Annotated in this window: 17 protein-coding genes; 6 read left to right on the forward strand and 11 right to left on the reverse strand. The window is 69.4% G+C overall.

What is annotated here, in order from left to right; translation table 11 throughout:
* Positions 1-44 precede the first annotated feature (44 nt).
* The 4 genes from OG589_RS18735 to OG589_RS18750 form a co-directional block, all read right to left on the reverse strand.
* Positions 45-2657, reverse strand: coding sequence for a glycosyl hydrolase 2 galactose-binding domain-containing protein (locus tag OG589_RS18735; RefSeq protein WP_405150738.1), 2613 nt, complete (start codon positions 2655-2657; stop codon positions 45-47).
* The gene (locus OG589_RS18740) at positions 2657-4225 is read right to left on the reverse strand and encodes a beta-N-acetylhexosaminidase (protein ID WP_405150739.1); all 1569 of its coding nucleotides are present in this window, start codon (positions 4223-4225) and stop codon (positions 2657-2659) included. The genes OG589_RS18735 and OG589_RS18740 overlap by 1 nt, the downstream gene beginning before the upstream one ends.
* Before the next feature lie 108 nt (positions 4226-4333).
* Complete coding sequence (locus tag OG589_RS18745; RefSeq protein WP_405150741.1) at positions 4334-5782, reverse strand: MFS transporter; 1449 nt, start codon at positions 5780-5782, stop codon at positions 4334-4336.
* A gap of 15 nt (positions 5783-5797) precedes the next feature.
* Positions 5798-7261 (reverse strand): MFS transporter, encoded by a 1464-nt coding sequence (locus OG589_RS18750; RefSeq protein WP_405150742.1) that lies wholly within the window; start codon positions 7259-7261, stop codon positions 5798-5800.
* A gap of 367 nt (positions 7262-7628) precedes the next feature.
* On the opposite strand from OG589_RS18750, the gene OG589_RS18755 reads away from it, so the two are divergent.
* A complete protein-coding gene (locus tag OG589_RS18755; protein WP_405150744.1) occupies positions 7629-8285 on the forward strand; it encodes a choice-of-anchor C family protein in 657 nt (218 codons plus the stop codon).
* A gap of 182 nt (positions 8286-8467) precedes the next feature.
* Complete coding sequence (locus OG589_RS18760; RefSeq protein WP_405150746.1) at positions 8468-9241, forward strand: hypothetical protein; 774 nt, start codon at positions 8468-8470, stop codon at positions 9239-9241.
* Positions 9242-9247: 6 nt separating this feature from the next.
* On the opposite strand, the gene OG589_RS18765 is transcribed toward OG589_RS18760, so the two are convergent.
* Positions 9248-10162, reverse strand: coding sequence for a carbohydrate kinase family protein (locus OG589_RS18765; RefSeq protein WP_405150748.1), 915 nt, complete (start codon positions 10160-10162; stop codon positions 9248-9250).
* Between the two features lie 147 nt (positions 10163-10309).
* Positions 10310-10801: a MarR family winged helix-turn-helix transcriptional regulator gene (locus OG589_RS18770; RefSeq protein ID WP_405150750.1), complete on the reverse strand. Its 492-nt coding sequence runs from the start codon at positions 10799-10801 to the stop codon at positions 10310-10312.
* A 68-nt stretch (positions 10802-10869) separates the two neighbouring features.
* Between OG589_RS18770 and OG589_RS18775 the strand changes: the two genes are divergently transcribed.
* Both OG589_RS18775 and OG589_RS18780 read left to right on the forward strand, forming a co-directional pair.
* Entirely contained in the window at positions 10870-12087 is a 1218-nt protein-coding gene (locus tag OG589_RS18775) for an MFS transporter (RefSeq protein ID WP_405150752.1), read from the forward strand.
* A gap of 301 nt (positions 12088-12388) precedes the next feature.
* A complete protein-coding gene (locus OG589_RS18780; RefSeq protein ID WP_405150754.1) occupies positions 12389-12592 on the forward strand; it encodes a hypothetical protein in 204 nt (67 codons plus the stop codon).
* 546 nt (positions 12593-13138) lie between these two features.
* Here the strand turns inward: OG589_RS18780 and OG589_RS18785 are convergent.
* A complete protein-coding gene (locus OG589_RS18785; RefSeq protein ID WP_405150756.1) occupies positions 13139-13618 on the reverse strand; it encodes a winged helix-turn-helix transcriptional regulator in 480 nt (159 codons plus the stop codon).
* Positions 13619-13812: 194 nt separating this feature from the next.
* Between OG589_RS18785 and OG589_RS18790 the strand changes: the two genes are divergently transcribed.
* Both OG589_RS18790 and OG589_RS18795 read left to right on the forward strand, forming a co-directional pair.
* Complete coding sequence (locus OG589_RS18790; protein ID WP_405152072.1) at positions 13813-15081, forward strand: MFS transporter; 1269 nt, start codon at positions 13813-13815, stop codon at positions 15079-15081.
* 306 nt (positions 15082-15387) lie between these two features.
* Positions 15388-15603 carry a DUF397 domain-containing protein gene (locus OG589_RS18795; RefSeq protein ID WP_405150758.1) on the forward strand — a complete coding sequence of 72 codons (216 nt, stop codon included), beginning with the start codon at positions 15388-15390 and terminating at the stop codon, positions 15601-15603.
* Positions 15604-15749: 146 nt separating this feature from the next.
* Here OG589_RS18795 and OG589_RS18800 read toward each other — a convergent pair whose 3' ends face one another.
* The 4 genes from OG589_RS18800 to OG589_RS18815 are packed head-to-tail and all read right to left on the reverse strand — an operon-like array spanning position 15750 to position 20316.
* Positions 15750-16775 (reverse strand): LacI family DNA-binding transcriptional regulator, encoded by a 1026-nt coding sequence (locus tag OG589_RS18800; protein ID WP_405150759.1) that lies wholly within the window; start codon positions 16773-16775, stop codon positions 15750-15752.
* Positions 16776-16785: 10 nt separating this feature from the next.
* On the reverse strand, positions 16786-18402 hold the full coding sequence (locus OG589_RS18805) for a glycoside hydrolase family 13 protein (RefSeq protein WP_405150761.1): 1617 nt from the start codon (positions 18400-18402) through the stop codon (positions 16786-16788).
* 49 nt (positions 18403-18451) lie between these two features.
* Entirely contained in the window at positions 18452-19327 is an 876-nt protein-coding gene (locus OG589_RS18810) for a sugar ABC transporter permease (RefSeq protein WP_405150762.1), read from the reverse strand.
* Entirely contained in the window at positions 19321-20316 is a 996-nt protein-coding gene (locus OG589_RS18815; RefSeq protein ID WP_405150764.1) for a carbohydrate ABC transporter permease, read from the reverse strand. The genes OG589_RS18810 and OG589_RS18815 overlap by 7 nt, the downstream gene beginning before the upstream one ends.
* Position 20317 lies beyond the last annotated feature (1 nt).

Below are 20317 nucleotides of genomic sequence, written 5' to 3' on the forward strand. Positions count from 1 at the left end.
GGCTCGCGGGCGCCTCACCCGGCGCCCGCGAGCCCACCCCCGGATCAGGGGACGGGTACGGATGTCGTGGGCGTGTTGTAGCCGCGCAGGCGCAGGTAGGGGGCCTGCCCGCCGAGGTCGGCCGTCTGGTAGACGGCGGTGACGGTGGTGGACTCGCCCGGCCACAGGGACAGGTAGTTGCCGGTGTAGGTGACGGGCGTGACCTCGTTCCCGCCGTTGCCCGCGGTGATCTCGGGACGGACGAAGAACGCGAGGTTGGTCGCGCTGTTGTTGGTGAGGGTGATCGCGACGCTCTCCTGGCCGCCGGACGAGGTCCTCGACACGGCGGCGTTGAGATCGGGATTGGCGGGCAGCCTGTTCAGGCCGGTGAGGTCGGCGTAGTTCTTGGGCGTCGTCCGGTACCAGTTGCTCTTGTTGCCGAGGGTGTCGGCCGTCGTGGAGTACCAGTACAGGTTGTCGCTCACCGTCGCCCCTCCCGCGTCCTTCACCCGCAGCCGGATGAAGTAGCTCGTCGACAGGCCGGTGACGGCGGGGATGGTCAGCACCTGGGTCGCGGAGTTGGCCGCGGCGGTAAAGGGCACGGAGGTCGTGTACTTCTGGGCCAGGTCCGGGATGTTGTACAGGGTCGCCGTCGCGGTCAGGCCACCGCGGGCCGCGAGGGTGGAGTTGACCACGAACACCTTCCTGGTGGCGTAGTCGTAGGCGATGTGCACCGGCTCGTTGGCCTTCTTGCTGCCGAAGTAGCCGCCGCCGGGCTTGAAGTAGTAGTCGTACAGGTTCCAGTGGACCGAGGGCCAGGCGCTGTTGAGCATCCAGAAGACGGTGCCGAACGACTGGGTGTACTCATGGGCGTTCCACGCCTCGAAGAACGCCCGGGTGTTCTCGTAGTTCTGCAGCTCGGCCTTGCGCGAGTAGTCGGCGGCCCCGGTGGCCGTGCCGTACCGGCTGTTGAGCCCCGTCGTGAACGGGGTGGTGTTGTCGAAGACGCTGCCCGCCTTGCCCGCGTGGTAGTTCCAGGCGGCGCCGATCGGCCACTGGTCGGCCGGGGCCAGGAAGCGCTGGAGGCTCTCCAGCGGCGGCGGGGACTCGGTGCCCTCCTCGCCCGTGGTGCCGAAGGCGCTGCCCGCCTTGGTGGTGTCCCACCACAGCACGGGCGGCTCCCACACGTACGGGCCGTCCATCTTCATCCCGGCGTTCGCGTTGGACCAGGTGGCGACGTTGTCCAGGGTGGGGTTCTGCCAGTGCAGGGCGGCGGCGGCGTTCTTGTACGCGGTCAGGTGGGCGGCGGTCGGCGGCTGGTCGCTGCCGTAGGTCCACAGGAAGGTGCTCGCGTGCGCGCGGGAGGCGCGCATCTGGGTGTCGAGGGACGCGACGGCGACCTGGGCCTGCTCCGCCGACCAGCCGCTGTCGTTCTCCCAGGCGCTGCAGCAGACGAATCCGGGCATCACCATGACGCCGGCCTTGTCGGCCAGGTCGTAGAGCTCCTCGTTGCCGAGGGTGCCCTCCAGGCGGATGGTGTTGAGACCCATGTCCTTGACGTACTTGACGTGGGCGGCGTTGGTCCTTGAGTCCCAGCGCTGCAGCATGTCCCACATGTAGCCGCCGCCGCGGAACAGGATGTTCTGGCCGTTGACCTTGTAGCCGGCGAACGAGGTGCCGTTGACGGTGGTGCGGTAGTCGGTGAACTGGCGGATGCCGAAGTCGATCGCCTTGGTGTCGGAGGTCGCCCCGCCCGCCGTCGCCGTCACGCCGAGCTGGTAGAGCTCGGGCGAGCCGAACTGGTAGGGCCACCACAGGACGGGGTTGGTGACGTGGACCGGCGCGAAGGCCACCTCGCGCCGCTCCCTCGCATTGAGGGTGATGGTCTGGCTGAGCGGGATGCTCGGCTGGCCCGCCTTGCTGATGGTGGCGCTGACGGTCGTGGTCACCGGGGCCGTGGTGGCGTTCACCGCGTCGACGTAGACGGTCAGGTCGGCGGCGTCGGTGGCCGGCAACGGCAGGACGGTCTTGACGTAGGGGTCGCGCAGCGCGACCGGGCCGGTGGTGTCCAGCAACGTCTTGCCCCACAGGCCGGCGTTCATGTCGGGGGCCTCGGGGTTCCAGTCGACGGTGCAGAACGACAGGTCCTTGCAGTCGTGGGCGGGCGGCGTCACCCGGATGGCCAGGGCGTTCGCCGCGCCCGGATGGATCACGCCGGTCACGTCGTACTCATGGGCGACCATGGTGCCCACGGCGTTCGCGTCGAGCTGGACGCCGTTCAGCCAGATCTGGGCGCGGTAGCTGATCCCCTTGAATCGCAGCCAGTAGACCTGGCCGGGCGAGGTGGCCGAGGCGGTGAACTCCCCCCTGAACCACCAGTCCTGCCCGGTCAGGTCGGGGACGTTCTTGAGGTTCTGGCCGAAGAAGATGTTCTGGTAGACGTTGTTCGCCACCAGCCCCGCCAGCACCGTCGAGGGCAGCGACACCGGGTTCCAGCCCGAGGTGGAGTAGCCGGTCCGGGAGATGGCCGCGCCGGTGTCGGCCAGCCCGGTGGCCGACCGCAGCGCCCAGCCCGAGGTGAGCTCGGTGGAGGCGACGGTGGCCGCGCGGGCGTCGACGACGCCGATGGCGAGGACCAGTGTGAGGGTCGAGACAACGATCGCGAGGAGTCGACGCATCAGGAACCGCCCGGCCAGGAGATCTGCGTGGAGTGGTAGTAGTTGACGCCCATGACCTTCCAGCGCGGACCCTGGGCGCCGAGCCGCTGCTTGAAGGCCGTCCAGTTGTGCGTGCTGTACGGCGACCAGCCGAGTTCCGCGATCGCGGGGAGCCGGGGGAAGGCCATGTAGTCGATGTCGGCGCTCGTGGTGAGGGTCTCGGTCCACAGCGGGGCCTCGACGCCGAGCACCGAGGAGGCGGCGACGCCGGTCAGGTAGGCGCCGGGATCCCAGCCGTAGGCGGTCTTGACGTCGATGTACCCGGCCCAGTTCTGGCCGAGGGTGGTGCGGGAGTTGTACTTCATGTCGATGTAGGCCCGGTTGGCCGGGGACATGATGAGCTTGGTCCCGTTCTGCGCGGCCGTCTTCACCGAGGCGTCGTTCGTCGTGGTGCCCCAGTACTGTGCGACCGTCGAGGGCAGCGGGGTGGCCTTGGTCACGTCGTGCCAGCCGGCGACGGTCTTGCCGTGCGCCGCGACGATCCGCTGGACCCTGTTGACGAAGGCCGCGTAGTCGGCGGGCGCGGTGGAGGCGGCCTCGTCCCCGCCGATGTGCAGGTACGGGCCGGGGGTCAGGGCGGCGAGCTCCCCGACGACCTGGTCGATGAAGGTGTAGGTGAGCTCCTTGGCGGTGCACAGCGAGCTGAACCCCACGTCGGTGCCGGTGTAGAGCGGCGGTGCCACGCCGTCGCAGTTCAGGCTCGCGTACGAGGCCAAGGCGGCGTTGGTGTGGCTCGGCATGTCGATCTCCGGGACGACCGTGACGGAGCGGGCGGCCGCGTAGGAGACGATCTGCTGGTAGTCCGCCTTGGTGTAGTAGCCGCCGGGGCCGCCGCCGACGGCGGTGCTGCCGCCGTAGGTCGCGAGGTTCGGCCAGGAGTCGATCGCGATGCGCCAGCCCTGGTCGTCGGACAGGTGCAGGTGCAGGTAGTTGACCTTGTAGAGGGCGAGCTGGTCGATGTAGCGCTCGACCGCGGCCACCGTGAAGAAGTGCCTGGCCACGTCGAGCATGGCGCCCCGGTAGCCGAACCTGGGGTAGTCCACGATGTGGCCGCCGGGCACCGGCCACGGGCCCGGCTGCACCGTGGCGCTGTCGGCGGCGACGGGCAGGAGCTGGTGCAGCGTCTGCACCCCGTTCCAGAGCCCGGCGGGCCGGTTGGCGCGGATGACGATCGAGGTGGCGGTCACGTCGAGCTGGTAGCCCTCGGCCCCCACCGTGGCGGGAGCGCCCGACAGCAGCAGGGAGATGCCACCGGCGCCCGGGGCGGGTGAGACCGGTAGCGGGTACCCGGTCGACCGGCGGAGCGGCGCGGCGAGCCGCTCGCCGACGCCCTCGGCGCCCGGGTCGGCGTAGACGGCGGTGGAGACGGTGATGCCGTAGGTCACCCCGGCGGCGGCGGTCGAGGTGACCGGGGCGGGGACGACCGAGCCGAACGCGACGACGGTCGCCGCCGTCGACGGTGGGGCGGTCGGGATGATGAGGAGGAGGAGGGAAACCGGCAGTAGCGCGAGGAGCCGACGGACGTTCAAGAACGCCTCCGCAGGGGTCCGATGCTGCGTGGTCACGGCTGCCCCCCGGCCAGCTGTGACCCCACGATAAGCAGACTCCGATCTGTTAGTAAATAACCTTTTTAATAATCACCGTGTGAGTCTTCTCTGAGCCGACAGGGGCGGCGCGAGGTCCTCCAGCGGCCTGCGCTCGGCGTCCACCGCCAGCACGAGCGCGACCAGCCCGGCGAAGACCATCATGGCGGCGGCGAACAGGTAGCCGTAGAAGAGCCTGGCCGGGTCGGGGTGGGTGCGGTCGCCGATGAGCGCGCCGAAGATCGTCGGGCCGAGCGCGCCGAACGTCTGGGCCACCGCGAAGAACATCGCGATCGCCAGCGCCCTGATCTCCAGCGGGAACAGCTCGCTGACGGTGAGGTAGCCGGAGCTGGCCGCGGCCGAGGCGATGAAGAAGATCACCGACCACAGCAGCGTCTGCGTGGCCGCCGTGAGCAGCCCCTCCTTGAACAGCCACCCGGTCGCGGCGAGCAGCACTCCTGACACGATGTACGTGCTGGAGATCATCACCCTGCGCCCGAGCGTGTCGAACAGGCGCCCGAGGACGAGAGGCCCGGCGAGGTTGCCGGCCGCGAACGCGAAGAGGTACTTCGACGCGTCGTGCGGGGTGATGCCGTAGAAATTGCTCAATACCAGCACGTAGGTGAAGAAGATGGCGTTGTAGAGGAACGACTGGCTGATCATCAGGGTCGCGCCGAGGAACGTGCGCCTCGGGTACTCCATCAGGAGCACCCGGGCGATCTCGCGGTACGACGGGGCGCCGTGCGGGCGGAACTCCATGGCCTTGCTCTCGTCCACCGGCGGCAGCGGCCGTCCGCCCCGCTCGACCGCGGCCTCGACACCCGCGGTGGTCCGCTCGGCCTCCTCCTGCCTGCCGTGCATGAGCAGCCACCGGGGACTCTCGGGAAGGTGGCGGCGGAGCACCCAGATGGCCGCTCCGAGCAGCGGCCCGATCAGCAGCCCGAGCCGCCACCCCACGTTGACCGGAAGGACGGCTGGGTTGAGCAGTACGTACGTGCTCGCCGTGCCGATCATCGCACCCAGCCAGTACGTGCCGCTCACCGCGAGGTCGACCCTCCCCCGGTAGTGCGAGGGGATCAGCTCGTCGATCGCCGAGTGGATCGCGGAGTACTCCCCGCCGATGCCCGCCCCGGCGAAGAAGCGGAACACCAGCAGGAAGGCGAGGTTCGGCGAGAAGGCGGTGATCCCGTTGGCGACCAGGTAGAGCCCGAGCGTCAGGACGAACAGCCTGCGCCTGCCGAACCGGTCGGACAGCCGCCCGAACACCAGCGCCCCGGCCACCTCGCCGATCAGGTAGACGGTCGCGGTGAACCCCACCTCGACCGGTGACAGGCCGAGAGTGCGGCTGTCCTGCAGGACGGACCCGATCGCGCCGGCGATCGTGATCTCCATCCCGTCGAGCACCCACGCGACCCCGAGCGCGGCCACGAACCGCGTGTGGAACCGCGACCACGGCAACCGGTCGAGCCTCGCCGGCACCAGACTCCGGGCAACCGCATCCATGGTCACTCAGAGTAGCTACCCGGTCGCGGCGGCGCCCGCCTTCGCGTCCCGCATCGACAGTGAGGGGGCGAGATCCTCCAGGGACCGCCGCTCGGCGTTCACCGCGCAGAACAGCGCGACCACGCCCGCCGCCACCATCAGCGCCGAGGCGAGCAGGTAGCCGTAGAACAGCCGGGACGGGTCGGGGTGGGCCTGGTCGCCGATGAGCGCGCCGAACAGGACGGGGCCGAGGGCGCCGATCCCCTGGGCGATCGAGAAGAACAGCGCGATCGCCAGCGCCCTGATCTCCAGCGGGAACAGCTCGCTGACCGTCAGGTAACCGGCGCTGGCCGCCGCCGAGGCGATGAAGAAGATCACCGACCACAGCAGCGCCTGGGTGGTCGCTGTGAGCAGCCCCTCCTTGAACAGCCACCCGGTCACGGCGAGCAGCGCTCCCGAGGCGACGTACGTGCTGGAGATCATCGGTTTGCGCCCGATGGTGTCGAACAGCGGCCCCAGCAGGAACGGCCCCGCGAGGTTGCCGACCGCGAAGATCAGCAGGTACTTGGAGGCGTCGTTCGGGGACACGCCGTAGAAGGTGTTGAGCACCAGGACGTAGGTGAAGAAGATCGCGTTGTACAGGAACGACTGGCTGACCATCATCGACACGCCGAGGAACGTGCGCTTGGGGTACTCGCGGACGACCACCCGCAGGATCTCGCCGTAGGACGGGGCGCCGTGCGGGCGCAGGTCCATGGCCTTGTCCTCGTCCACGGGCGGCAGCTCGCGCCCGCTCTCGGCGACCGCCGTCTCGACCGCCCGGGTGGCCTCCTCGGCCTCGTCGTGCCTGCCGTGCATGAGCAGCCATCGCGGGCTCTCGGGAAGGTGACGGCGCAGCACCCAGATCATGGCACCGAGCACCGGACCGATCAGCAGCCCGATGCGCCAGCCGAGATCCAGCGGCAGGATGTCCGGGTTGAGCAGCACGTACGTGCTCGCCGTGCCGATGATCGCGCCGAGCCAGTACGTGCCGCTGACCGCCAGGTCGACGCGGCCACGGTAGCGGGAGGGGATGAGCTCGTCGATGGCCGAGTGGATCGCCGCGTACTCCCCGCCGATGCCCGCCCCGGCGAAGAAGCGGAAGACCAGCAGGAACGCCAGGTTGGGCGAGAAGGCGGTGATCCCGTTGGCGACCAGGTAGAGCCCGAGCGTCAGGACGAACAGCCTGCGCCTGCCGAACCGGTCGGACAGCCGCCCGAACACCAGCGCGCCCGCCACCTGGCCGATCAGGTAGATGGTCGCGGTGAATCCCACCTGGACGGCCGACAGGCCGAGCGTCTGCCTGTCCTGCAGGACCGACCCGATCGCGCTGGCGATCGTGATCTCCATCCCGTCCAGGACCCACGCGACCCCGAGCGCGACGACCAGCCGCGTGTGGAACCGCGACCACGGCAACCGGTCCAGCCGCGCCGGCACCAGGGTGCGTACAGCGTTCTCCATGATGACCTGCCTAGCGCTCGACTCCCGCGAGGTCTGCCCGGACGCCGCGCGGAGGCCGGCGAGTCCCAGCAGATGTTCTTGGCGACCGCCCCTTCCCATGCGACGCGCGGACTAACGAGCGGAACGTCACGACTGTGAGCCTCGCCGGTGTTCCGGGGACGGCGGCGGCCTTCACCGGGGCCGTGAAGGGCATTTCCGAATACCAACAATTGACTTCCGCGAAACACGGGCCACCGGGGCGCGCATGGGGCTGGACGCTAATCTTCCTGTTCTCGGCACCGCCCGGCCGGTGAATTCACGGATCGGTCCGGAAGCCGGTCGGCATGACGCTCCGGCGTGAATGCGGCGGACGACGGAAAGGACGACGATGACCGTTCCGAGCATCCGGATGAAAGGTCGCACGGCCGGGCAGGGCCCTCGCTGGGCACGGCGCGGCAACCGGTGGCGGCGGTCGCGCACCGGAACGGGGCTGCTGAGCGCGCTGGCCGCGCTGGCCACGGTGACGGCCGCGCCCGCCGACGCGACCGCGGGAAGCAACGGCAGCTTCGAGACCCCCGTGGTCAGGGCCAACGCGTTCCAGACCTTCTCCTCCGGCCAGCCCATGGGGGCGTGGAGCGTGACCGCCGGCACCGTCGACCTGGTGGGCCAGGGGTTCTGGCAGGCGGCCGACGGCGTCCAGTCGCTCGACCTGAACGGCTATGGCGCGGGCACCATCTCCCAGACCTTCAGCACGCTCCCACGGGTCAAGTACGAGCTCGGCTACCGGCTCGCGGGAAATCCCGCGACGGGGCCGGCGGTGAAGACCGGTGAAATTCAGGTCAACGATGAAGTGGTGGGAAAGTTCTCGTTCGACACCACGGGCAAGACTTTCCCCGAGATGGAGTACACCCGGCAGAAGGTGTCTTTCGTCGCGTCCGGCCTGTCCACCACCGTGCGATTCGCCAGCACCGTCCCGGGCGCCTCGGGACCCGTCATCGACGACGTCACCCTCAAAAGCTGCCTGGTCGTCATCTGCCACCTCTGACAGCGGAATGCGCCTTTCCGGGAATCTCGATTCCCGGACCTTCACGTTGTAGATCAGGGGTCGTCCTCCGGCTCACGGGCCTAGACCGCTCTTCCCAGGGCAAAGGGCTGTGACCGGCCCGTACGTCACGGGCGGGCCGCGCGACGCGCGGCCGGGCGACGACCTAGGGAGAGGGCCCGCAGATGGCGCAGCGAGCCGAGCGGCGCACGGGGCAGCGCGCTGACGATCAGCGTTCGGAGCAGGACGACGACGCCCCTCCTCCGGGGCGGCGGGCCGAGCACGAGGGGCATCCCGGCGAGCCCCGGCTGCCCGCGGCGTGCGCGGTGGTGGTCGCCATCACGCTGTACGCGGCGCTGCCGAGCCACCTCATCCTCGGGCCGAGGTTCGTCGTGCCCGCGCTGGAGCTGCTGCTGTTCGTCCCGCTGGTCGCGGTGAACCCCTGGCGGATGCGCCGGGAGAACCGCCTGCTGCGACGCCTGTCCATCATGCTGGTGCTCCTCATCGCGGTCACCAACGCGGTGGCGCTGGTGCTGCTCGTGGAGCAGCTCGTCGCCGGGAGCACCGAGAACGGCAGGCAACTGCTGCTCGCGGCCGGGCAGGTGTGGCTGACCAACATCATCATCTTCGCGATGGCGTACTGGGAGCTCGACCGCGGCGGGCCCGTCCAGCGCACGCAGGCGCGGGGCCGCGATCTGCCGCTCGCCGACTTCCGGTTCCCCCAGGACGAGGACCACGACGCCGTCAGGGAGGTGGCCGCGCGCTCCTCGGTGAAGGCGGGCTGGACCCCCGGGTTCGTCGACTACTTCTACGTGTCGGTGACGAACTCCTCGGCGTTCAGCCCCACCGACACGATGCCCCTGTCGGCACGGGCCAAGCTGCTCATGGCGGCGGAGTCGGTGTCGGCCCTCCTGCTGTCCGTGCTGGTCATCGCCCGTGGAGTCGGCCTGCTGAAGTGACCCCGCTCAGGCCGGAGGCAGGCGCTTGAGCAGGGTCTCCTCGTCGATGGGGCTCTCGTGGGTGCCCTCGGCGCTGCAGGCGTGGGCCCCGGCGACGGCACCGAGCCGCACGCACTCCCCCGGCGGCAGGCCGCGCAGGCGGCCGTAGAGGAACCCCGAGACGAACGCGTCGCCCGCGCCGTTGCTGTCGACCACCGGGCCGGGAAGCGGCGCGGCCGGGAAGTGCTCCACCTCGCCGGACGCGTCGCCGAGGAGGTACGCCCCGGACGCGCCGGCCGTGCAGACGACCAGGGAGGCGCGGCCACGCGACAGGATGTCGCGCATCACCGGAGCCGGGCCGGGGAGCTTGGCCGCCGACAGGAAGACCACGTCGGAGGAGTACGCGAAGTCCGCGTGGTAGCCGTTCACACCGTCCCAGTCGTGCAGGTCGGTCGAGACCGGGACCCCCAGCTCCAGCAGCTCGGGGTACAGGTGGCGGGAGAAGTCGGTGATGGACACATGGACGTGCCGCGCCCGGCTGATCGCGGGGAGGTAGAGGTCGCGAGGCAGGCGCTGCCCGGCCGCGGCGCGCGGGTCGTACAGCGAGAGCCGCCGCCCGTCGGGGCCGACCAGCAGCACACTGCGCCGGGTGCCCTCGGGCACGATCTCCCACCCGAAGTCGGCGCCGCGCGCGGCCAGGTGGGCGCGGATGAGCGCGCCCTGCGGGTCGTCTCCGATCAGGTCGATCAGCCTGGCCCGCAGGCCGAGGGCGTGGCAGCCGAGGAGCACCCCGCTTCCGGTGTTGCCGATGCGGTCGACCACGGGCGGCACGCCGTAGGTGTCGGCGTACGGCAGCGGCAGCTCCGGCACGTACACCGTCGTGTCGACCCCGGCGCCCCCGACCACGACGACGTCGTACGGCACAGTGCCGGCTGAACTCATCGCCCCTCCACAACCTCAGATGAGATCCCGAAACACATTCAACCCACCCAGCACACGTATTCCGCGCGAAACAACTTACCCGCGGCGACCGCGGCGAGGTTCGCACGAAAGCGGCTCCACAGGCTTCCCTCCTCCCGCCGGCCCGGTTCAGCGCCCGGACTCCATCTGAACGAGCATGCGCTTGAGCAGGGCGATGAGCGCGTCCTGCTCGGCGTGGTCCAGAGGCCTCACCATCGCGTCCTCGGCCGTGCCGCGGAGCTCCATGGCGGCGAACCAGCGGGCGTACCCCAGCTCGGTGAGCTCCACGTCGACGCGCCGCCGGTCCTCGGCGCCCCGGAGCCTGCGGACCAGGCCCGCGTTCTCAAGGGTTTCGAGCCGGCCGGTGATCCCGGCCGGCGAGACCATCAGCTCGGTGGCCAGCTCGGACGGCGTGGCCCGCCAGGGCCTTCCGCGCGAGGCAAGGCGGTGCAGCGTCTCGAACTCGAATCCCTGCAGGCCGACCTCGGCCAGGGCCCGGTCCTTAGCGTGGCCAACGTGCCTGGCCAGGAGCTGGATACGGGTGATGATCGCCTCGACTCGCTCGTCGAAGGGCGCCTTGTCGCGCCAGCGGGCGAGGTGCCGATCGACGGAGTCCTCCATCACCTCAGTATGCTACGCCAGCAAGTATTTCGTTGACAAAAGATTCGTCAGCGAAATACTTTTCAGCCGTGAACTCCTCCACCTCCCGGCTGCTGGCCGGCCGGACCATCGCGGCACTGGCCACCGCGCTGATCCCCACGACGTTGACACTCGCGGTCATCCAGGCCACCGACTCGGCGGCGGATCTCGGCCTGATCCTGTCCTGTGAGCTGCTGCCATTGCTGGTCCTGCTACCCGTGGCGGGTGTGGTCGCCGACCGCTTCCCGCCGCAACGGGTCGTCCTGGCCGCCGACCTCGTACGCTGCGCCGCCCAACTCGGGATCGCGGCCGAACTGCTCGCCGGCCTGGTGCGAATCCCGGATCTGGCGGCACTGTCGGCGATCACCGGCGCCGGGGTGGCCTTCGGGACACCGGCGGTGCGGACGCTGGTCACGGCGGTGGTGCCGGGCCCCGGGCGCCTGCGGATCAACACGCGGCTGGGTGTGGCCGCCGGGCTCGCCCAGATGGCCGGCCCCGCCATGGCCGGATCACTGATACTGGCGGTGGGTGCCGGCTGGTCCTCGCTCCTGACAGGCGCGCTGTTCGCGGTCTCCGCGCTCACGCTCGGCGGCCTGCGCCCGCACCGCGCCCCCCGGCGGAACCGGCGCGGAGCCTTCCTCGGGGAACTGCGCGGAGGATGGACGGAGACCCGCCGCCACCCGTGGTTCCTGGCCAACGTGCTGGGCCACGGGGTATGGCATCTGGCCGCCGGATTCCTGCTCACCCTGGGCCCGCTCATCGCGGTGCGCCACATGGGCGGCGCGACCTCCTGGGTGATCATCGCCCAGCTCGGCACCGTGGGCATGCTGGCCGGCATCTATGCCGCGCCCCGGCTCCCCGTCCGCCGTCCGCTGGTGGCCGTCGCGTTCGGGGCCGCCGCGTACGCGCTGCCGATGGCGGCTTTCGCGGTACGGATGCCGATGGCGGTCGTCACGGTCGCCTACTGCGCGGCCATGTTCGGCCTCGGCGTGCTCAGCCCGCTGTGGGAGACGACCATGCAGGAGCGCATCCCCGAGGAGGCGCTGGGACGGGTGGGGTCCTTCGACGCGCTCATCTCCTTCGCCGCCCGGCCACTGGGCCTGGCCGTCGCCGCCCCCGTGGCCGCGCTGACCGGCACCATGGCCCCGCTGCTCATCGGCGCGGCACTGGTCGCCGCGGCCAATCTCGCCGTGCTCCTGGTACCCGACGTGCGGCGGTCCCCTGCGGGGGACACCGCTCGGCCCGAAGCCTCGCCCCAGAAGGCCTGACCAGATCCCGGACAAGACGATCTCACCGGACCCCCTACCCGTCCCGAACGTCACCCCGGCCGCGAGCGTTGACCATAGGCGAGCGTCCCATGTGCCCCAGCCGCCTCGTCCTCCCAACGGCGCCGGTTCACCTGCGCAGGCCCGGCGCGGTCATCGCGAACAGCCATGATGGTGGGAGATCGGAGGAGCCGGAGCTCGGCCCTGATGGTCTGCCCGCCTTCTTCGGTGCGTTCCGTGCGGGCCGGAGCGACGCATCCGAACGAGTGGAAGAGATCCTCGCCGAAGGGTACGGGCGCGAAGCGTGATCGTCGTCGACACCGGCCCGATCGTGGCAGCGGCCTTCCAGGACGACAAGAATCACGAGGGCTGCATACAGGAGTTCATGCGGCTCCGCAAGGCCAACCGACCGTTGCTCGTCCCCAGCTTCGTCGCCGGTGAGAGCTGCTACATGATCGGCAAGCTCGGTGGCCCCAAGGCAGAGGCGGCGTTCATCCGGCTACTTTGAGTCCGGCTGGTTTCGGCTCGTCGATCTCACTGAGTCCGACCTCTCAAGAATCGCAGTCCTCGTCGAGCGCTACCACGATCTTCCCCTGGGTGCCGCCGACGCCTCAGTGGTCACCGTGGCGGAGCGGATGCGCGTCACCGAAGTGATGACCATCGATGTCCGTGACTTCTCCGTGGTCCGCCCTGTCCACGTCCCCGCCTTCACCCTGCTCCCCGGGTAGGCCCACACATCGGTGCGGCACGCACGATCGAGCTCTTGCGTTTCCAGGCTCCAGCGAGGTTGAGAGCGGGTGGGTGGTTCGGGGTTTCCTGTGCGGGGTCCTGCGATGTGCCGTTGTGCGCTTACTCAGTCCACGTGCGACTGGCAGGAGTTCGTCAAACGCGGGGGACACGAGAGCCCGAACTGTCGACGTGGGTTCGATCGAGGAGTTCCGCTGACCGAAATCCGCGAAGGTCGTTCAGGTCTACTCGCCGCTTGGTCGGCGTTATGGCGGTAAGAATTGGGGCCAGCTGGTTGGGGCCGTCGCGCCACGATTGCGTCAGAAGGCTACTCGGACCTTGTCCCGGTCAGCGTTCTGGGCTGATTGACCTTGTTGACGGTGGTGTCATCGGGGTCGAGCCGTCGCCCATCTGCGGAGCGGACCTCTAGTACGCGCAGGGGCCGCCCGCGCTGGCGGTCGATCATCTCCGAATGCGGTTCATCGGGCTCGAAGAAGTGTCCTTCGCCCCACTGCCGCAGCGCCACGATGACGGGGAAGAGGTCTTTGCCCTTCGGCGTCAGAACGTACTCGTGGTAGGAACTGCCGTCGGAGGCCGGGATGACGTCCAGGATGCCGCCGGCGACCAAGACGCGCAGACGCGTGGTGAGGATGTTCTTGGCGACGCCGAGGCTGCGTTGGAACTCTCCGAAGCGGCGGCTGCCGTCAAACGCGTCCCGCACGATCAACAAGGACCACCAGTCGCCGATCGCGTCGACTGATCGCGCGACGGGACAGTCGCTGTCATTGAAACGCGTCCGCCTGACCATGACACCCTCCACATTCACATCGGTTGCAACATGCTACCAGAACGACTAGCGTTCCATCTGGTAGCAAGATGAAACCAATTTCCGAAGGGCGCCGAGTGGCCAGTAACGACGAGACCACGACACCGAGGACCGCGGGCACGAACGAGGGGACTCCCAGCTTCGCGCTACCCCGAGGCGTCACCCTGCTCTTCGCCATCGCCTGTGGGACTGCGGTGGCCAACGTCTACTTCGCGCAGCCCCTCCTGGTGACACTGGGCCGTGACTTCGCGATCAGCCCGGCGACACTCGGTGCCGTCGTCACCCTCACACAACTTGGTTACGGGCTGGGACTGTTCTTCATCGTGCCGCTGGGCGACCTGGTCGACCGCAGGCGCCTCATCGTGATGCAGCTGCTCCTGCTGGCGGCGGCGCTGATGGTGGTCGGCACCGCCACCATCGCGGCGCTCCTGCTTGCGGGTATGGCCGCTGTGGGACTCCTCGCGGTGGTGACTCAGACGTTGGTGGCCTTCGCTGCTTCGCTCGCCCCACCGGCGCAACGCGGACGCGTCGTCGGCCTCGTGACCAGCGGTGTGGTCACCGGCATCCTGCTTGCCCGCACCGTATCCGGCCTCCTGGCCGACCTCGCCGGCTGGCGCTCCGTCTACCTCACCTCGGCGGCCCTCACCTGCGTGCTCGTCCTGGCACTGCACCATGCCCTGCCACCCCGTGACACCGCTGCACCGTCCATGCACTACGGACAGCTCTTGCGCTCCACGCTCTCCTTGTTCGCACAGGAGCGCCTCCTTCGGCTCCGTGCCCTGCTCGCCCTGCTCATCTTCGCCGCCTTCAGCACCCTGTGGAGCTGCATCGCGCTACCGCTGAGCGCGCCTCCGCTGTCTCTGTCCCACACGGCAATCGGCGCGTTCGGACTGGTGGGAGCCGCAGGCGCCCTGGCTGCGACCGCAGCCGGCCGCCTAAACGATCGCGGGCTCTCCCAGCGGACCACCGGATTCGGCCTGGCCCTGCTCGTCGCCTCGTGGCTACCCCTGACCTTCGCCCGACAGTCACTATGGGCACTGGTGGTCGGCGTGATCGTCCTCGACCTCGCCGTGCAGGCGGTCCACGTCACCAACCAGAGCCTGATCTACACACTTCGCCCGGACGCGGGCAGCCGACTGATCGGCGGCTACATGGTCTTCTACTCGCTCGGCAGCGCCTTCGGAGCCATCGCCTCGACCGCTCTCTATGCGGCGGCTGGCTGGGGTGCCGTGTGCGCACTGGGGACCGCGATCAGCTGCCTCGCGCTCCTGCTATGGGCGGGCACCCGGCCCTGTACCCCGACCCCGGGCCGGCCCACGGGGTGGATGTCCTCCTCCGTGTCTACGCCAAGTGCGTCGACGACAGAAGAAGATCGCGAACAAGCGGATCGAGGACGTGCTTGCGGCCTGAGACTCGCCATGTGTGGCATGGAAGATCCCGGATGATCTCCGGGACCTTTCGGCGTTTCCAGGGCGTGGACCATTCCGTGGATGTCCCGGATCATGGTGTCTTACCTGGTCAAACGGCCCGTGATCCATTCCGCGTACATTCTGGGAGCACTGACATACGGCCGCTTCTGGCTGCCCTGACTGCACGATCCCGGAAAGCAGAAGAGGCCCAGGAGGGCCTCTGAGCTGCTGTTTCTGCTGGTGGCAGGTCCAGGGTTCGAACCTGTGTAGGCTGAGCCGACGGTTTTACAGACCCATCACAATGCGACTCTAACCAGCGGAAACATCGCATAGGTGCGCTCGATGGGCATCCAATGGGCACAGCGAGCCTCCATACAACCGCAGACGCTAAGCCCGAACGGCGGCAGTGACTGTGTAGAAGCCGGCCCCATCCTTGACGGCACCGATCGCATCGCCGTTCGGCACAGCCATCATCCCGATGGGCCGGTCATCATCTACACCCGAGCCGAGTGGAATGCCTTCCTCGCCGGCGTCCGCGCGAACGTGTTCGACTTCTGAGCTCCTGCTCGAGGGCACCATCCAGGTGCCCTCAGCTCCACGTGGTCAGCGCGGTCCTCGCGAATGGTCATCGAGCCATTGGATCGAGGTCCGAGCGTGCTGATAACGGAATCAGCCCGCACAGTCGGCTTCCTCAACTCCCATCGTCAGCGGTTGACGAGCGGGCCGGAGCCGGTGGAGCCTCGGACGACGAGCTCGGGCTGGAAGACCAGCTCGATGTTCTTGGGCGCCGCACCGTTGATCTCCTCCAGCAGCGTCTGGACCGCCGCGGAGGCCATCGCGCCGATCGGCTTGCGCACGGTGGTGAGCGGCGGGTCGGTGAAGGCGATCAGCGGGGAGTCGTCGAAGCCGACGACCGAGACGTCACCCGGCACCGACAGGCCCCGCTCGCGCGCGGCCCTGATCGCGCCGAGCGCCATCAGGTCGCTCGCGCAGACGATGCCCGTGCAGCCGCGCTCGATCAGCGCGCCCGCCGCGGCCTGGCCGCCTTCCACGGAGAACAGCGAGTGCTGGATCAGCTCGTCGCAGGCCGAGACCCCGAGCAGCTGCGACATCGCCTGCGTGAAGCCCTCGATCTTGCGGATGACCGGCACGAAGCGCCGCTGGCCGAGCGCGAGGCCGATGCGCTCGTGCCCGAGGTCGACCAGGTGCTGCACGGCCAGGCGCGAGGCGAGCCGGTCGTCCGGCGAGATGAACGGCGCCTCGATGTGCTCGCTGTAGCCGTCGACGAGCACGATCGGCAGGCCCCGGTCGGTCAGCCTGGTGTAACGATCCATGCGGGCGGTGGTGTCGGCGTGCAGGCCGGAGACGAAGATGATGCCGCTGACGTCGCGCTCCAGCAGCAGCTCTGTGAACTCGTCCTCGGGTGCGCCGCCCGGGCTCTGCGTGCAGAGCACGGGCGTGTAGCCGTGCTGGGTCAGCGACTTCTCGATGGACTGGGCGAACGCCGGGAAGATCGGGTTGTCCAGCTCGGGGGTGACCAGCCCGATCAGCCCGTTGCTGCGCTGGCGAAGCCGCTGAGGGCGCTCGTACCCCATGAGGTCGAGCGCCGTCAGGACGAGCTGGCGCGTACTGGCCGACACGCCGGACTTGCCGTTCAGCACGCGGCTGACCGTGGCCTCGCTCACGCCCGCCTGGGCTGCGATGTCGGACAGCCGGGCGTTACCGTTCATGGCCGCTACTTTACGCATCACCGAGCGCCCACCATGCGGCGGAATCCGGCGCCAGCCGTACGACGTCGCCCTCTCCTGCCACGGGGGCGCTGGCGATGAGGAGCCGGCCCGGCCTCGGCAGCTCGACCGGCTCGCCCGAGGTGTTCACCGTGCACACGAACGTGCCGCCCCGGGCGAAGACCAGGGTCTCGGCCGGGGACTCCAGCCACTCCAGGGAGCCGTCGCCGAGCGCCGGGTGCTCGCGCCGCAGCCGAAGGGCGCCCCGGTAGAGCGACAGCGTGGAGCCGGGGTCGCCGAGCTGGGACTCCACGCTGAGCGGGCCCCAGGTGGCCGGGACCGGCAGCCAGGTCTCCTCGATCCCCGGCGGGCTGAACCCGAAGGGCGGCTCCGAGTGGGCCCACGGGATCGGGACGCGGCAGCCGTCGCGGCCGTCCTCGGGGGCCCGCAGGCGCTGCGGGTCCTGGCAGACCTCGTCCGGCAGGTCGAGCACCTCGGGCAGGCCGAGCTCCTCGCCCTGGTAGACGTAGGTGGAGCCGGGCAGGGCGAACATCATCAGGGCCGCCGCCCTGGCACGGCGCAGGCCGAGTTCGCCGTCGCCGTACCTGGTGACGTGCCGCTTGACGTCGTGGTTGGACAGCACCCACGTCGTCGGCGCGCCGACGGGCCCGACGGTGGCGAGCGACTCGTCGATCACCCCGCGCAGCATCCCGGCGTCCCACGGGGTCTTCAGGAAGTGGAAGTTGAAGGCCTGATGCAGCTCGTCAGGCCGCACGTACCGGGCGAGGCGCTCCTGGGACGGCGCCCAGGCCTCGGCGACGCCGATGCGCTCCCCGTCGTAGGAGTCGAGCAGGCGGCGCCAGCCCCGGTGGATCTCGTGGACGCCGTCCTGGTCGAAGTACGGCAGCACCGCGGTGCCGAGCATCTCGATCTGGCCGCGCGACCCGATGTCGGGAAGCCCCTCCGCCTTGACCATGCCGTGGGCGACGTCGATGCGGAAGCCGTCCACGCCGAGGTCGAGCCAGAAGCGCAGGATCGCCTCGAACTCCGCGTGGACCTCGGGGTTCTCCCAGTTCAGGTCGGGCTGCTCGGGGGCGAACAGGTGGAGGTACCACTCACCGTCGGGCAGCCGCGTCCACGCCGGCCCGCCGAACACCGACTCCCAGTCGTTGGGCGGCAGCTCCCCTGCCTCACCCCGTCCCGCGCGGAAGATGTACCGCTCGCGCTCGGGGCTGCCGGGGCCGGCCTGCACGGCCTCCACGAACCAGGCGTGCCGGTCGGAGGTATGGTTCGGCACCACGTCCGTAATGATCTTCATGCCGTGCCGGTGCGCGTCCTCGATCAGCGCCCTGGCGTCCGCCAGCGTGCCGAAGATCGGGTCGACGTCCCGGTAGTCGGCGACGTCGTACCCGAAGTCGGCCATCGGCGAGGTGTAGAACGGCGTCAGCCAGATGGCGTCCACGCCCAGCCCGGCCAGGTAGTCGAGCCGGCTGCGTACCCCGAGCAGGTCACCGACGCCGTCGCCGTTGCCGTCGGCGAAGCTGCGCACGTAGACCTGGTAGATCACCGCGTCCCGCCACCAGCGGGTGCCGGTCTCGACGGGACGGGCTGCACGGACCACGTCGGTCATTGGGATCCCCCGATTCTCCGAAATATCAGGTTCTGATACCACGGTGGTGTTACGACTTCGTGGCACCGGCCGTCAGGCCGGTTACGAGGTTTCGCTGGACGAGCAGGAAGACCACGGCCGCGGGCACCGCGATCAGCACAGAGGACGCGGTGAGCAGGCCCCACTCGGCCTTGTGCTGGCCGACGAACTGCCCGATGCCCACGGCCAGCGTGTACTTGTCGTCGCCCGTCATGAACGCGGTCGCGTACGCGACCTCCGCCCAGGCCGTGATGAAGGAGTAGAACGCCGCCACGGCGAGCCCCGGCTTGGACAGCGGCAGGATCAGCCGCCAGAAGGTGCCGAAGGGGGTGAGCCCGTCGACGCGCCCGGCCTCGTCGATCTCGACGGGCACGGTGTCGAAGTAGCCCTTCATCATCCAGGCGCAGAAGGGGATCGTCGAGGTCAGGTAGGCGATCACCAGGCCGGGGAACTGGTTGATGAGCCCGAGCCCGGCCATCAGGTTGTAGATCGGCACGATCAGGATCGCCACCGGGAACATCTGCGTGATCAGCAGCATCCACATGATCGACCGGAATCCCGGGAAGCGGAAGCGGCTGACCGCGTAGCCGGTGGTCGCCGAGAGCACCACGCCGAGCACGGTCGTCATGGCGGCGACGAGCAGCGAGTTGAACAGCCAGCGCGGGAACGCCGTCTGGCCGAGCACCTGGGTGTAGTTGTCCAGGCTCGGGTGGTTGAACAGCTCGACCTTGGTGGACTGCCAGGCGTCCCTCGGCTTGAGGGAGGTCAGGACCAGCCAGGCGACCGGGAAGACCGCGATCAGGCTGGCCAGGACCAACGTGACGTGCAGGGCGGCGGACGCCCCGGCTCCTCGTGAGCCGCGCCCCCTGACCCGCGGCGCCGCGGCGTGACCTGCGGTGCTCACCATGCCTCCCCCTGCCTGCGCAGCGCGCGGCGGTAGACGACGGCCATGACGACGAGCAGCGCGAGGATGAGCACACCCCACGCGGCCGATCCCGAGTAGTTCCTGATGCCTTCGAAGGCCTGCCGGTAGGCGTAGGTCACGAGGATCTCGCTGGAGCCGCCGGGGCCGCCCCGCGTGACCAGGTAGATGACGGGGAACTGGTTGAAGGTCCAGATGGTGCCGAGCAGGACCACCGTGCTGGACACCGGCCGGAGGCCCGGCAGGGTGATGTTCCTGAAGCGCTGCCACGGCGTGGCGCCGTCGACCTCGGCCGCCTCGTACAGCTCGCGCGGGATGGCCTGCAGGCCGCCGAGCAGCGCGAGCATCATGAACGGCACGCCGAGCCAGACGTTCACGGTGATCACCGAGACCTTGGCCCAGAACGGGTCGTCCAGCCAGTCCAGGCCGCCGAAGCCCGCGGCGCGCAGCATCGCGTTGACGACGCCGAACTCGCCGTTCAGCAGGTACCGCCAGATGAACGCCGAGACGAACGCCGGCACGGCCCACGGGAGCACGAGCATCATGCGGTAGAGCGACCGGAACCGCAGCGGCCGGTTGAGCAGCAGCGCGAGGCCGAGGCCGATGCCGTAGTGCAGGCCGACGCAGACGACGGTCCAGATCACCGTCCAGAGGAGCCGGGACAGGAACTCGCTGGAGCCGACGATGTCGACGTAGTTGGAGAGCCCGACGAACTCGTACGTGGACGGGATGGTGTTCATCCCGATCGTGCGGCCCATGTTGGCCTCGGTCGCGTCGGTGAGCGACAGGTAGACGCCACGCACCAGCGGGTACCCGATCAGCACGAGCGTGACGATGACGACCGGGGCGCACATGGCCCAGGCGTACCAGTGCCTGGAGAGGAACCTGCCGGTCCTCCCGCCCGGCCCCGGGCGGCGGGCACGGCCGCGGGCGCGAGCGCCCGCGGCCGTCCCGTCAACGACCTGAGTCGTCATC

Source organism: Sphaerisporangium sp. NBC_01403, assembly GCF_045040145.1.
GTDB classification, from domain to species: Bacteria; Actinomycetota; Actinomycetes; order Streptosporangiales; family Streptosporangiaceae; genus Sphaerisporangium; species Sphaerisporangium viridialbum.

Excerpts from the sequence above, each read along its gene's own strand:
- OG589_RS18735 (WP_405150738.1), bottom strand. The coding sequence starts at position 2,657 with ATGCGTCGACTCCTCGCGATCGTTGTCTCGACCCTCACACTGGTCCTC.
- OG589_RS18745 (WP_405150741.1), bottom strand. The coding sequence starts at position 5,782 with ATGGATGCGGTTGCCCGGAGTCTGGTGCCGGCGAGGCTCGACCGGTTG.
- OG589_RS18750 (WP_405150742.1), bottom strand. The coding sequence starts at position 7,261 with ATGGAGAACGCTGTACGCACCCTGGTGCCGGCGCGGCTGGACCGGTTG.
- OG589_RS18755 (WP_405150744.1), top strand. The coding sequence starts at position 7,629 with ATGACCGTTCCGAGCATCCGGATGAAAGGTCGCACGGCCGGGCAGGGC.
- OG589_RS18760 (WP_405150746.1), top strand. The coding sequence starts at position 8,468 with ATGGCGCAGCGAGCCGAGCGGCGCACGGGGCAGCGCGCTGACGATCAG.
- OG589_RS18765 (WP_405150748.1), bottom strand. The coding sequence starts at position 10,162 with ATGAGTTCAGCCGGCACTGTGCCGTACGACGTCGTCGTGGTCGGGGGC.
- OG589_RS18770 (WP_405150750.1), bottom strand. The coding sequence starts at position 10,801 with ATGGAGGACTCCGTCGATCGGCACCTCGCCCGCTGGCGCGACAAGGCG.
- OG589_RS18785 (WP_405150756.1), bottom strand. The coding sequence starts at position 13,618 with ATGGTCAGGCGGACGCGTTTCAATGACAGCGACTGTCCCGTCGCGCGA.
- OG589_RS18795 (WP_405150758.1), top strand. The coding sequence starts at position 15,388 with ATGGGCATCCAATGGGCACAGCGAGCCTCCATACAACCGCAGACGCTA.
- OG589_RS18800 (WP_405150759.1), bottom strand. The coding sequence starts at position 16,775 with ATGAACGGTAACGCCCGGCTGTCCGACATCGCAGCCCAGGCGGGCGTG.
- OG589_RS18805 (WP_405150761.1), bottom strand. The coding sequence starts at position 18,402 with ATGACCGACGTGGTCCGTGCAGCCCGTCCCGTCGAGACCGGCACCCGC.
- OG589_RS18810 (WP_405150762.1), bottom strand. The coding sequence starts at position 19,327 with ATGGTGAGCACCGCAGGTCACGCCGCGGCGCCGCGGGTCAGGGGGCGC.
- OG589_RS18815 (WP_405150764.1), bottom strand. The coding sequence starts at position 20,316 with ATGACGACTCAGGTCGTTGACGGGACGGCCGCGGGCGCTCGCGCCCGC.